Source organism: Vreelandella neptunia, assembly GCF_034479615.1.
Lineage (GTDB): Bacteria > Pseudomonadota > Gammaproteobacteria > Pseudomonadales > Halomonadaceae > Vreelandella > Vreelandella neptunia.
Genome location: NZ_CP140255.1, coordinates 4783066 through 4795626, shown reverse-complemented (window position 1 = coordinate 4795626; position 12561 = coordinate 4783066). Strand labels below are relative to the sequence as shown.

Genomic DNA, 12561 nt, shown 5'->3' with positions numbered 1-12561 from the left:
AGTACACTAACAAAGCTAGGACACTAATGGGATTAAACCCATTTGGATGAGCCCATTCGCCCGCTAACTTTTTATACGCAGTATGTTTCTACTTTCGTCTAATCCTGCGATCATTTGCGCCATCGTGATACCAACGGGGTGGTATCCCTAGGAGTCAAACATGCAGGATTCGACAGCATCGTCGTCTCAAGGGCTGGCGCGTAACCCGCGCTTGGCAGAATTTGTGTTGGCGCTGGGTGGCTTTGGGATAGGCACCAGCGAGTTTGTCATTATGGGCCTGATGAATCGCGTGGCGGGAGATTTAGCGGTAACGGTGCCGCAAGTGGGTTACGCAATCAGCAGCTACGCCCTGGGCGTGGTGGTCGGCGCACCGCTGATTTCGGCACTGGCCGCGCGGGTGCCTAGGCGGCCACTGTTAATCATTCTGATGCTGGTCTTTGCGGTGGGCAACATTGCCAGTGCCATGGCGCCGGGGTTCTGGTCATTCGTCGGCCTGCGTTTTCTGGCGGGCTTGCCCCATGGGGCCTATTTTGGCATCGCTGCGCTGGTGGCGGCGGGAGCCGTGCCGATAGACCAACGGGCGCGGGCTATTTCCCGGGTGATGATGGGCTTAACGGTGGCGATTTTGATCGGTGCACCGCTGGGTACCTGGGCGGGTAACCTTTTTGGCTGGCAGATCGCCTTTGCAGGTGTCGGCGGTATTGCGCTGCTCACCGCCCTGTTGATTCGGCTTTATGTGCCGGTTCAGCCCGTCGATACCCTGGCAAGCCCGGTGCGTGAACTGTCCGCGCTGCTTAAGCAGCGGGTGTTGGTCACCCTGGCGCTTGCCTGCATCGGCTGCGGCGGCATGTTCGCAATTTTTAGCTATGTGATGCCGACGTTAACCCAGCAGGCGGGTATGAGCGAAGCACTGGGGCCACTGGTGCTGGTCATTTTTGGCCTGGGCTCTATTGCCGGTAATTTAATTGGCGGGCGCATGGCGGATAAAAACCTGATGCGCGCCATACCCACCATCCTGCTTTGGTGTGGCGTGATCCAGGGGCTGTTTTACTTTGCGGCGAATAACGTTTGGACGGGGCTGCTGTTTGTTGGCTTGGTGGGTACCAGCATGGCGCTGGCGCCTTCTTTACAAACCCGCTTAATGGATGTGGCAGAGGATGCCCAAACCATGGCGGCCTCACTGAACCACGCGGCCTTTAACGGTGCCAATGCCTTAGGGGCGTGGCTTGCTGGCCTGGCCATCAGCGCTGGCTTTAGCTGGTCGAGCACGGGCTTGGTCGGTGCGGGATTGGCACTCTGTGGTTTGGTGATTTTTGCTGCAGGGCGTTGGTTGGAAAAGCGCACCTACGGCACCGTGGCCCAGCGAGCCTAGCGTTGGCTAACGTTGCATCGTGATTGATTGGCCAGTTGGCTAGTTATCGAACAGTGATAATTAACATGGCTAAAAAGTCGAATTCTCTCTACTGTGTAAGAGTAGTAACCCATAAGGAGATGACCATGCACATTCAGGTATTGAATTCGACACGTATATTGACCCTCGGCGCGGTGGTGGCGTTAACCATTGGCTTGGCGGGCTGCGGTACTTCCACTGGCGAGCGCGCTACTAGCGGCGCGGGGGTCGGTGCTGCCGTCGGCGCGGGTGCCGCAGCCATAACCGGTGGTAGCGTCGTTCAAGGCGCCGTTATCGGCGGTGGCGTTGGTGCTGCCACCGGTGCCGCTACGGATGAAGATGACATCAACCTCGAATAAGCAATGGTTGATCTCTTAGCGACACAGCCTAAATCCGCGCATGCCCATATGAAAGTGATCCGCATGCGCGGCGTTGTAATCCGGCCCCAATACATTACCGAAGGTATGGCAGGCGCCATCCCGCGCCGCGCGTAAAAACTCACCTACCTCGCCTTCATCATCCCAGCCATTAATTAGCGTGATGCGCTGGCCGTTCTCAAACTGAAATCCCACTACATCCAGCGCTTCAGCGGTGGCGTGTTCGCTGCGCCTGCCGGTTTCACGACCGTAAACGTTACGGCAGGCAAAGCTACCCACGTGGTTAACCTGACTCACCCGGCTGCCCATAATCTCCTCGGCGGCAGGCTGTAACGCGTGGCGTTCATACATGACCCACGCCAATGCCATCGGGCAGGAGGCCACGAAACTCTGATTGAACGCGACGCCGCTAGACTGCATGCGTACGATATTGGCAAGCGGGCAGTTCGCCGTGGGGGCGTAATCGGCCAATGGTGTGTAGCGCAGCTCGCCTTCAGGGAGGGTATCTAATGCGGCTAAACAACCATTGCGGTCATCCGCCAAGCGGCTTAGCTTCAGTTGAGTGACCGGCGTAATGGGATCGTCAATATGTAGCGGTGCCCAAGGCGCCCAGTGGCGAGGAATCTCTATAAGGCCTTTTTGCAGGGCTACGCCCAGGGCAATCAAGACTAAAATAAATAGCGTACTGCGCATGCTTACCTCCCTGTACATCACTGCCAACGCTACAGTCGTCGCGCTGGGTGTGCGATACTGCGCAGCCTTGCTGCTCTGCTGCAGTCGCTCTACTTATTTTGCTACTTGTTCCGCTACTTATTTTCGCTAACTGAAGGGAAAGTACTTCATGTCCCAAGGTACGCTGTTTATCGTTTCTGCCCCATCGGGTGCTGGCAAGACTAGCTTGGTGCGCGAGCTAATCGAAAGCCTGGATGGAATTCAAGTATCGGTGTCGCACACTACGCGTGCCAAGCGCGAGGGTGAGGTGGATGGCGTCAATTATCATTTCACCGATGTGGCCGAGTTTGAAGCGATGATCACCCGGGGGGAGTTCTATGAGTATGCCAAAGTATTTGATAATTACTACGGCACCTCGCGCCAGGCGGTAGAGGTATTGCTGGCAGCGGGGCAGGACGTCATTCTGGAAATCGACTGGCAGGGCGCCCAGCAGGTACGCGAACAAATGCCTGATGCGGTGTCGATTTTTATACTACCGCCTTCGCGCAACGAACTTGAACGGCGCCTCGCTAGCCGAGGCACCGACGAGCATGCGGTGATTGCCCGGCGCATGCGCGATGCGGTGAGTGAAATGTCCCATTACCACGAATATGATTACCTCGTCGTTAACGATGACTTCACCACGGCGCTGCAGGAGTTACAATCACTGGTAATCAGCCGTCGCTTAAGTCGCCCGGTAATGACCGAGCGCCACGCGCCGCTGTTGGCTGCGCTCTTGTCACAGGCGCCTACGGTCGAGTAATCTATTCGGTTCTACATCTTTTTTTCGCTGGGTCGACGCCGTTTTTCAACTTTAAAACGGTGTCGGCCCGGTTCCGTCATAACAGGAAGGCTCCCATGGCTCGCGTAACCGTTGAAGATTGTCTTGAAAATGTTGAAAACCGTTTCAAGCTGGTGATGATTTCCACCCAGCGTGCTCGTCAGCTGGCGCGCGGCTCCCGCGATGCCCTGCTGCCCTGGGAAAATGACAAGCCTACGGTAATGGCGCTGCGTGAAATTGCCGCAGGCTTGGTTGATCACACCGTACTGGACGAGCCCGTTGAAGCCGCAGTTCGTCCGCGCCCGGCAATGGCGCCTACTCATATCGACGACTAACGTTTTCAACGAAACCGATAGAGGCGCGGTAGATGTTCACCATTGATGACCTGGCCGATAGACTCGGCGGCTATTTACCCTCGGATGAAATCCAGCAGGTCAAACGTGCCTTTTACTACGCTGAGCAGGCCCACGACGGCCAGCGGCGGCGTTCAGGCGAGCCTTACGTCACCCACCCGCTTGCGGTGGCGAATATTCTTGCCAATATGCACATGGATCATCAAAGCCTGATGGCTGCCATGCTGCACGACGTTATTGAAGACACCGGCGTTTCCAAAAAAGCCCTTGAGGCCCAGTTTGGTAAACCGGTGGCAGAACTGGTGGACGGGGTATCCAAACTTACCCAAATCACCTTTGAAGACAAAGCTGTCGCTCAAGCGGAAAACTTCCAGAAGATGGTGCTGGCGATGTCGCGAGATATTCGCGTCATTATCGTCAAGCTGGCAGATCGACTGCATAACATGCGCACCCTGGGCGCCCTGCGACCGGATAAGAAGCGCCGCATTGCCCGTGAAACGTTGGAAATTTACGCGCGCATTGCTGGACGGCTGGGTATTAATACCATTCGTATCGAGCTTGAGGATCTCTCCTTTCAAGCGATTCACCCCATGCGCGCGGAGCGCATCAAGCGTGCGGTGGCCAATGCGCGGGGGCATCGGCGCAGCGCGATGCGCGAAATCCAGTCGTCGTTGCAAAAGAGTCTGGATGAAGATGATCTTAACGGCACGGTAATTGGGCGCCAAAAGCATCTGCTGTCGATCTATAAAAAGATGCGCGACCAGCGTAAGCCCTTCGCCGAAATTATGGACGTGTTTGGTTTTCGCATCATTACCGAAGATGTGGCCAGCTGTTACCGCATTCTAGGCGTGGTGCATAACTTTTATAAGCCAGTGCCGGGGCGTTTTAAAGACTATATTGCGATCCCCAAGGCCAACGGTTACCAGAGTCTGCATACCACCCTGTTTGGCTCACGGGGTATGCCCATTGAAGTGCAGATACGCACCCGTGAAATGGAGGCCATGGCCAATAACGGTATTGCGGCTCACTGGCTTTACAAAGCGGGGCAGACATCGCACCCGATTGCCGAGGGCAGCCATGCCCGAGCCCGCGCATGGGTGAAAGGCCTGCTGGAGATGCAGCGCCACGCCGGCGACTCGCTGGAGTTTATCGAACACGTTAAGAACGACCTTTTTCCTGACGATGTCTATGTGTTCACGCCCAAAGGCGACATTATGGAGCTTCCTCAGGGCGCCACCGTGATCGACTTCGCCTACTCCGTACATACGGATATCGGCAATAACTGCATCGCTTGTAGAATTGATCGCCATTTGGCACCGCTCTCGACGCGCTTAGAGAGTGGCCAAACGCTGGAGATCATCACCGCTCCCGGCGCGAAGCCGAATCTTGCCTGGCTTAACTTTGTGACCACAGCAAAGGCGCGTTCGGCTATTCGACATGCGCTTAAACATCAGCAGCAGACCGAAGCGGTCATGCTGGGGCGGCGGTTACTCAATAAAGCGCTGGCACCGTTCGATACCAGTCTGGAAGAGCTGGATGAGAGTGTTCTCAAGCGGGCATTTAAAGAGCTGGATGTTACTTCCGAAGAGTCGCTGTTGGAGTCGCTAGGGCTGGGCAATCGCATGACCCACGTGGTGGCTCGCCGCCTGGTGGATGCCGCCCACGGGGATGATACTTATGAGCATCCCGCAGGCGTTGAAGGTAGCAAAGCCGTTATGATCAGCGGCAGCGAAGGTATGGTGATTAACTTTGCCCGCTGCTGCCATCCGCTACCGGGCGACCCGGTGGTCGGTCACCTTTCCACTGGCAAAGGCTTGGTGGTGCATCGTGCAGAGTGTAAAAACGTTGTTGATAAGAACTTTGCCGATAAAAACGACCCCGACAAGCTCTTTGCACTGGAGTGGTCGGACACCATCGATGAAGATTTCCCAGTCGCGCTGCGTATCGAAATTGAGAGCCGCCGCGGATTAGTCGCAGAGCTTGCCGGACTGGTCACCGATGCCGATGCCAACATTGAGCGGATTGGCATTGAAGAGCGTGATGCCCACCTTTCCACCGTCAATCTGATCCTGTCGGTGAAAGGACGTGTGCACTTAGCACGCATCATTAAACGCATCCGTAACCTTCCCAACGTTGGCAAAATCACCCGACTCGCTAACTAACACCGTCTATAACAATAGGCTGATAAAAATCGGCAGCGATCGCTATTTTTTTAGCATCAAATAATTAAGCGTTACCCACTACAGGAGCGAAACAACGTATGAGCAATAAGGCTGTTATCAACACCAGCAAAGCCCCCGCGGCTATTGGCCCTTACTCCCAGGCCATTAAAGCAGGCAACACGGTTTATCTCTCTGGCCAGATCCCGCTGGATCCAGCGACCATGGTGATTGTGTCTGAGGATTTCGAAGCCCAGGCACGCCAAGTCTTCACCAACCTGAAAGCAGTGTGTGAAGAAGCGGCGGGCTCGCTAAGTGATATTGTGAAACTGAATCTCTACCTGGTGGACTTGGATAACTTTGCCATTGTGAACCAAGTCATGGAGGAGTTCTTCACCGCTCCTTTCCCCGCCCGCGCCGCCGTTGGCGTCAAAGCGCTGCCCAAAGGCAGCCAGGTGGAAGCGGAAGCGGTGATGGTCATCGGTGACTAGGCTTTATTTAGTTCTAAAAAGCCGCCCTCTTTAAGTACCTGTGCATAGCCTTCGCGGTAGCTGGGGAAGCGGAACTGGTAACCAGTGCTCAATAGGCGCTGGTTATCGCAGCGTTTGCTCGTTCGCCGACGTAAAGGGGACTGCATAGTCTCGGTGGCTTCGACTTTAAGCTGCTCGGCCAGCCACATCATGACGTTGTGCATGGTAACGGGCTCACAGTCGCTACCCAGGTAGATATCTGCCAGCGTCTCACCGCTCTCCTGATAGCGAATCAGGTGCGCGATAATGCCGGTGCAGTCGCCGCGGTGAATGCGGTTGGAGTACACCACCGGAGTGATCGCAGCCACACGGCCTTCGGCGACCTGATGAATCAGCCGGTCACGACCTGGGCCGTAAATGCCGGAAAAACGAATCACCGTACCGGGCAGCGAATGATTAATCAGCGCCTGTTCGGCTTCACACATCAGCGTGCCAGAGAAGCTCGTCGAATCGGGAGGCGTCTCTTCGTTAACGACTTCGCCTTCCTGTTGCCCATGCACGCTGGTCGACGAGACAAAAAATACCCGGCGCGGCGGCGTTTTATGCTGTTCTAATACACTCAGCACTCGCTTTAAGCCTTCAGGGTAGGCGCTTTGATAGGCGCTCTCTTCGAAACGGTCAGCGCTGACGGTATACACCACATAGTCAGCCTGGGGCAGGCTTTTGGGGCCGGCTTCTTCAAGATCGTTTAAATCCAGCTTCAGCGGTTTAATGCCGGTGCCTTTTAAGGCTTCCACGTTGCGACGTAAGCCAATCACCTGGTGTCCTTCCTCAAGCAGTTCGCGCCCAAGGTTGATCCCTATATCGCCACAGCCGATAATCAGTACGGTTAGCTTCACCGTGCTCACTCCTCTTGATTAATATTCCCTATTAGATGCAAAGTCTCTACCAAATATGAGATTGTCGGATGAGAAGACCAACTGCAGAGCTTGCTTGTCCTTTTCCATCCCGCTGACTGTCACTTTGTTAGTCACACGCTGCTACGAGAGGATGCCACTGGCACCGCTATGACTTTAACAGAACTTCGCTATATCGTAACCCTTGCCCAAGAGCGTCATTTTGGTCGCGCGGCAGAACGCTGCCATGTTTCACAGCCCACGCTCTCGGTGGCGGTGAAAAAGCTGGAAGAAGAGCTCGAAACGCCGCTGTTTGAGCGTTCCAAGTCCACCGTACAGGTCACCCCGCTGGGTGAAAAAATCGTCGCCCAGGCCCAGCGTGTGCTAGAGCAGAGCAGCCTGATTTTTGAGCTCGCCAGTGCGGGTAAAGATCAGTTGGCCAACCCGCTGCGCATTGGGGCGATTTACACCATTGGGCCCTATCTGTTTCCCCATTTAGTGCCTGCCCTGGCGAACGCGGCCCCGCAAATGCCGCTGTATATTGAAGAGGGCATGACCGGTACGCTGCGCGCCAAGCTTAGAAGCGGCGAGCTGGATGTGATTATTGTCGCGTTGCCGTTTACCGAAACCGATGTAGTGACCAAGCCGATCTACGACGAAGCCTTTGAAGTGCTCATCCCCGCCAATCACCCTTGGGTCGAGCGGGAGGCGATCAATAAAGAGGACTTACTCGAAGAGCGCCTGCTGCTGCTTGGCGAAGGCCACTGCTTCCGCGATCAAATTCTGGAAGCCTGCCCGGCGATTACCCAAAAGCTCAACAGCCCCAACAATACGCTGATTGCCGAAGGCGGGTCGCTGGAAACCATTCGCCATATGGTGGCCTCTCGATTAGGTATCACTGTGTTGCCGCAGTCGGCTCTGGGCACCGACCAGTATGAAAATGCCATGCTGGCGAGCCGACCCTTTGTTGACCCAGCGCCCTCCCGCACCGTGGCGATCGCCTGGCGGGCGAGCTTCCCCCGTCCCAAAGCTATTGAGGCGCTGATTCAGGCAATTAGCCACTGCCGCCAACCGACTAAAGCCGTGAAAAGCGCCCCATGAGTGATCTTTCCGCGCCCATCACCGCGCTGAAGGGCGTTGGCGAAGCGCTGGCGCTAAAGCTTGGCCGGTTAGGGATCGAGCGGGTGAGCGATCTGCTGTTTCACCTGCCGCTACGCTATCAGGATCGCACGCGACTGACACCGATTGGCCTGCTGCGCGCGGGGCAGGAGGCGGTGATTGAGGGCGAAGTGACCGCCTGCGACGTGGTCAAAGGGCGCCGCCGCAGCCTGTTGGTGCGCCTGCGTGATGCTAGCGGTATTTTGAGCCTGCGCTTTTTTCACTTCTCACCGGCCCAGCAGCAACAGATGCGTCCTGGCGCCACGGTGCGGGCTTTTGGCGAAGCGCGGGCCGGGGCGACCGGTTTAGAGATCTATCACCCGGAATACCGGCTCAGCGGCGGTAGTGAGACCCCGGTGGAAGAGTACTTCACGCCGATTTACCCCACCACCGAAGGCTTGAACCAGCCGCGGCTACGCGCCCTGGCGCAGCAGGCGCTTGGTTTACTGGACGACGCCCCCGAGGCCTTGCCCGATGTGATACCCGATGCACTTCTCACGCGCTTCCAACTGCCGGGCCTACACGCCAGCCTGCACTTGCTGCACCAGCCGCCTCCCGATGTGAATATAGAGCAGTTGACCAGCGGCCAGCACCCGGCCACTCGGCGGCTAGCGCTGGAGGAGCTGCTCGCCCACCAATTAAGCCTGCGCGAAGTGCGCCTGCGTATTCAGGCGGATGGCGCACCGACGCTACCCTCCGGGCGCAGCCTGCAGGCGCGCTTTTTGGCCCAACTGCCCTTTGCCTTAACCGGCGCACAGCGCCGCGTGCTGGAAGAGATAGGCCACGATTTAAGCCGACCGGCGCCGATGCTGCGGTTGATCCAGGGCGATGTGGGATCGGGAAAAACCGTGGTTGCCGCCATGGCCGCACTGAGCGCCCTGGCGGGCAACTGCCAGGCGGCAATTATGGCGCCCACAGAGATCCTCGCTGAGCAGCACTACCGCTCGTTTAAAGCCTGGTTTGAGCCCCTGGGGATCGAAGTGGCGTGGCTGGCGGGCAAGCTTAAAGGCAAGGCGCGGCTAGATGCCAAAGCGGCGATTGCCGACGGGCGTGCGCGGATGGTGGTGGGCACCCACGCACTTTTTCAGGACGACGTGCACTTCCAGTGTTTAGGGCTGGCGATCATTGACGAGCAGCATCGCTTTGGCGTGCATCAGCGCTTAGCGCTGCGCGAGAAAGGCGAGGCGGGCGGGCTAACCCCGCACCAGTTGATCATGACCGCTACGCCGATTCCCCGCACCCTGGCCATGAGTGCCTACGCGGATCTCGATGTCTCGGTGATCGACGAGCTGCCCCCCGGCCGCACGCCAGTCAAAACCGTGGTAGTGCCCGACGAACGCCGCCCTGAAGTGGTTGAGCGCATTCGGCTGGCCTGCAGCGAAGGCCGTCAGGCGTACTGGGTGTGCACGCTGATTGATGAGTCCGAGGTGCTGCAGTGCCAAGCTGCCGAGGTTACCCGCGATGAACTCACCATCGCGCTGCCCGAGCTGGCGGTGGGCTTGGTTCACGGGCGCATGAAATCGAGCGAGAAAGCCGAAGTCATGACCGCCTTCAAAGCGGGCGAGCTAGACCTATTGGTGGCCACCACGGTGATCGAGGTGGGAGTGGACGTACCCAACGCCAGCCTGATGATTATCGAAAACCCCGAGCGCCTAGGGCTTTCCCAACTGCACCAACTGCGCGGCCGGGTAGGGCGCGGCAGCACGGAAAGCTTCTGTGTGCTGCTTTACCATCCGCCGCTGTCGAAAAGCTCCCGCCAGCGCTTGGCAGTCATGCGCGAAACCACCGACGGATTCCGCATCGCCGAGAAAGATCTGGAAATTCGCGGCCCCGGTGAAGTGCTCGGCACCCGCCAAACCGGCCTGGCGCAGATGAAAATTGCTGACCTTGAGCGCGATGCCGACCTGCTAGAGCGAGTAACGGCCATGGCCCAAACGCTGCAGGGCAACTCCGGCGTCACCGCTGTCCTGGTGCGCCGCTGGTTAGGCGAAGCAGCAGGGCGCTATGGGCAGGTGTGACTAGCTAGGTTAGACCCTAGCGGTGGCGGTGGTTGGCGCGTGTTCTTCACTTCCCACCAACCTATTAGCCGCCTCACCCAGCGGGGCGAGCTGCTCGGTAATAAGGCGCAGCTGGCTTTGGATAGGACGGTAGAGCGTGACCCCTTTTTCATCTGCTGATAGCGCACTTTTCTCTTCTAGCTGGGCTAATAGCTCGGCAGCTTGATCAGCGAGTGGTTCAACCGGCTGGCGCTGGTTTAATCGCTCGGCAATCTGTCCCAGCAGCTCACCAATACGCTTTGCTACCGGCACTAGCGTGGCGTCATCTTCATCGTCTGCCAACTGGTGGCGATGGGCGCCCAGTGCAGAGAGATGACTGAGTAGCGTATTGGAGAGCACTAAAAAGCGCAGCCCGTTGTCCGCGTCCTGTTTTCGGTAGTGTCCCGGTTCATGGAGCATATTGGTGAGCAGGGTGGAGAGCGCTGCATCGGCGTTATGGGCATTGCGGCGCGCTAGGCGATAGGCCAAATCATCCTGTTTGCCCTCCTCGTACTGGTGGATAATCTCCTCCAGGTAGTGGCGGTGGTTATTGAGCGCGTTGGCAGCTTCGCGATAAAGCCTGCGCCCCTGCCAGTCGGGCAGAATGAAAAATACCGCTAAGCCTGCGATCAGCGAGCCGATCAAGGTATCGAACAGGCGCGGTAATATTAGGTTAAAGCCATCGCCTACCTGGTTGAAACTGCAGAGCACCAGCAGCGTGATGGAGGCGGTGGCGATCACATAGTGCTTTTCGCGGTTGGCGAAGAACGACACCCCTGCGGCCACGGCGATCATGCTCTGCACCAGCGGGTGCGGAAAGAGACTGATCGATGCCCAGCCCACGGTTAGGCCCAATACCGTGCCCATAATCCGTTGGGACAAAAATCGTCGCGTCGTCGCAAAGTTGGGACGGCAGACAAACAGCGTGGTCAGCAGAATCCAAAAGCCCTGCTCGGGGTCGATCCACTGCATTAGCCCGTAACCGGTCATTAGGGCAATGGAGAGCCGCACCGCATGGCGAAAAGTGGGAGAGCCAAGGGTGAAATTCAGGCGCACCCGCTTCCATGCTTCCAGTAAACTTGACGGCGAGCGGTCATATAGCGAACTGTCGCGTCGCTCATCGCTGACGCCGGGGTTGTGGGCGCTGGCGAGCTGGTTTTCCAGGGTAGCCAGGTTGTCGGCTAATGCGCTTAGGGGATACAGCAGCGGGCGCCACTCGGGCTTACCTCGGCCGCGCAGGTTCTCAATCGAGGCATGTAAGTCGGCTAGGGCTTCTTCGCTCTGCTGGTGGTCAAATGGGCGATTGAGCAGCAGCGATTTGGCTAGCTGACGGCAGGCGCGCCCCTGTTGATCCAGCAGCCGCTGACAGCGAAACAGCACATCATGGTGGAAAAAGGCTTTGCTGAGCGCGCTATAGGGGTAGTGAGTGGAGCTGGCGCGTTCATGAATATCCTGGGCGATAAAGTAGATGCGTAGGTAGCGGTTGAGCTTTTGGTCGCCGCGCTGGCCCTCTAAGCGCCGGAAAATCATCTCTTTGGCTTGATTGAGCGCAGCGACAACTTTGCCGTTCTGGCGCGCTAAAGCCACACGACGCGCTTCCACGTCTACACCGCGCACCGGTTCAAACAGCGCCGATTTCAATATCAGAAACTCGCCTAGTGCCTTGTACACCCGCGCCATGCTCTGCTTGACCGGCTGGCGTGAAAAAAGGGCGCACCACACCACCGAAATTAGCCCGTACCACACCGCTCCAGCCAATAGCAGCAGCTGGCGCGCCGCCACGTCTTCATCCACCCCGCCGTGCTGCTCGATGTTGATCATCGAGTAGATCGAGAGTATTAGCGTGCCTGAAGCGATGGTGGCGTAACGCTGACCGATAGCGCCGAGCATTATCAGGGTAAAGGTCGAAAGCCCTAGCCCCACAACAAACAGCCACGGCCAGGGAAACAGCCACTGCACAATAAATGACGCCGAGGTAAAACACACCAGCGTTACCAGCAGTGCTTGGAAACGGCCTTGCCAACTGTCATCGGTTTCAGACAGCGCACAGGCGATAATGCCCAGAAACAGCGGAATGACCAGCGCCACATCGCCCATTAAGCCGCTGAACAGCAGCGCACCGCTGAACGCTATAAAAACGCGCAGGCTGTAGGCGAATTTATCGAGAGTCCAAAGGCGCCGTAGCGGCAAAGATATGGGCATAAAGGCTCTTATAGGTGGTTATTAGACT

General features: G+C 57.3%; 11 protein-coding genes. 8 read left to right on the top strand and 3 right to left on the bottom strand.

The window, feature by feature from the left end; genetic code table 11:
- Positions 1-160: 160 nt before the first annotated feature.
- Entirely contained in the window at positions 161-1372 is a 1212-nt protein-coding gene (locus SR894_RS22175; protein ID WP_223288296.1) for an MFS transporter, read from the top strand.
- Between the two features lie 125 nt (positions 1373-1497).
- Positions 1498-1749, top strand: a complete 252-nt coding sequence (locus SR894_RS22170; protein WP_133732267.1) for a hypothetical protein — start codon at positions 1498-1500, stop codon at positions 1747-1749.
- A gap of 15 nt (positions 1750-1764) precedes the next feature.
- Here SR894_RS22170 and SR894_RS22165 read toward each other — a convergent pair whose 3' ends face one another.
- The gene (locus SR894_RS22165) at positions 1765-2460 is read right to left on the bottom strand and encodes an extensin-like domain-containing protein (protein ID WP_133732266.1); all 696 of its coding nucleotides are present in this window, start codon (positions 2458-2460) and stop codon (positions 1765-1767) included.
- A gap of 148 nt (positions 2461-2608) precedes the next feature.
- Between SR894_RS22165 and gmk the strand changes: the two genes are divergently transcribed.
- The 4 genes from gmk to SR894_RS22145 all read left to right on the top strand — a co-directional run bounded on the left by gmk (position 2609) and on the right by SR894_RS22145 (position 6262).
- Positions 2609-3241 carry a guanylate kinase gene (gene gmk, locus SR894_RS22160; protein ID WP_133732265.1) on the top strand — a complete coding sequence of 211 codons (633 nt, stop codon included), beginning with the start codon at positions 2609-2611 and terminating at the stop codon, positions 3239-3241.
- A gap of 95 nt (positions 3242-3336) precedes the next feature.
- A complete protein-coding gene (gene rpoZ / locus SR894_RS22155) occupies positions 3337-3594 on the top strand; it encodes a DNA-directed RNA polymerase subunit omega (protein ID WP_007112267.1) in 258 nt (85 codons plus the stop codon).
- Positions 3595-3626: 32 nt separating this feature from the next.
- Positions 3627-5774, top strand: coding sequence for a RelA/SpoT family protein (locus tag SR894_RS22150; RefSeq protein ID WP_133732264.1), 2148 nt, complete (start codon positions 3627-3629; stop codon positions 5772-5774).
- A gap of 98 nt (positions 5775-5872) precedes the next feature.
- On the top strand, positions 5873-6262 hold the full coding sequence (locus SR894_RS22145; RefSeq protein WP_223288297.1) for a RidA family protein: 390 nt from the start codon (positions 5873-5875) through the stop codon (positions 6260-6262).
- On the opposite strand, the gene SR894_RS22140 is transcribed toward SR894_RS22145, so the two are convergent.
- Complete coding sequence (locus SR894_RS22140; RefSeq protein ID WP_223288298.1) at positions 6259-7140, bottom strand: SDR family oxidoreductase; 882 nt, start codon at positions 7138-7140, stop codon at positions 6259-6261. The genes SR894_RS22145 and SR894_RS22140 overlap by 4 nt on opposite strands.
- A 168-nt stretch (positions 7141-7308) precedes the next feature.
- Between SR894_RS22140 and SR894_RS22135 the strand changes: the two genes are divergently transcribed.
- Together SR894_RS22135 and recG are read left to right on the top strand one after the other, a co-directional pair.
- On the top strand, positions 7309-8238 hold the full coding sequence (locus SR894_RS22135) for a hydrogen peroxide-inducible genes activator (protein ID WP_133732261.1): 930 nt from the start codon (positions 7309-7311) through the stop codon (positions 8236-8238).
- Complete coding sequence (recG, locus tag SR894_RS22130; protein WP_223288299.1) at positions 8235-10313, top strand: ATP-dependent DNA helicase RecG; 2079 nt, start codon at positions 8235-8237, stop codon at positions 10311-10313. The genes SR894_RS22135 and recG overlap by 4 nt, the downstream gene beginning before the upstream one ends.
- 9 nt (positions 10314-10322) lie before the next feature.
- Here recG and yccS read toward each other — a convergent pair whose 3' ends face one another.
- Positions 10323-12533, bottom strand: coding sequence for a YccS family putative transporter (yccS, locus tag SR894_RS22125; RefSeq protein ID WP_223288300.1), 2211 nt, complete (start codon positions 12531-12533; stop codon positions 10323-10325).
- Positions 12534-12561 lie beyond the last annotated feature (28 nt).

What these genes read in the sequence shown, in the direction of transcription:
- SR894_RS22175 (WP_223288296.1), top strand. Translation starts at nt 161, where the DNA reads ATGCAGGATTCGACAGCATCGTCGTCTCAAGGGCTGGCGCGTAACCCG.
- SR894_RS22170 (WP_133732267.1), top strand. Translation starts at nt 1,498, where the DNA reads ATGCACATTCAGGTATTGAATTCGACACGTATATTGACCCTCGGCGCG.
- SR894_RS22165 (WP_133732266.1), bottom strand. Translation starts at nt 2,460, where the DNA reads ATGCGCAGTACGCTATTTATTTTAGTCTTGATTGCCCTGGGCGTAGCC.
- gmk (WP_133732265.1), top strand. Translation starts at nt 2,609, where the DNA reads ATGTCCCAAGGTACGCTGTTTATCGTTTCTGCCCCATCGGGTGCTGGC.
- rpoZ (WP_007112267.1), top strand. Translation starts at nt 3,337, where the DNA reads ATGGCTCGCGTAACCGTTGAAGATTGTCTTGAAAATGTTGAAAACCGT.
- SR894_RS22150 (WP_133732264.1), top strand. Translation starts at nt 3,627, where the DNA reads ATGTTCACCATTGATGACCTGGCCGATAGACTCGGCGGCTATTTACCC.
- SR894_RS22145 (WP_223288297.1), top strand. Translation starts at nt 5,873, where the DNA reads ATGAGCAATAAGGCTGTTATCAACACCAGCAAAGCCCCCGCGGCTATT.
- SR894_RS22135 (WP_133732261.1), top strand. Translation starts at nt 7,309, where the DNA reads ATGACTTTAACAGAACTTCGCTATATCGTAACCCTTGCCCAAGAGCGT.
- recG (WP_223288299.1), top strand. Translation starts at nt 8,235, where the DNA reads ATGAGTGATCTTTCCGCGCCCATCACCGCGCTGAAGGGCGTTGGCGAA.
- yccS (WP_223288300.1), bottom strand. Translation starts at nt 12,533, where the DNA reads ATGCCCATATCTTTGCCGCTACGGCGCCTTTGGACTCTCGATAAATTC.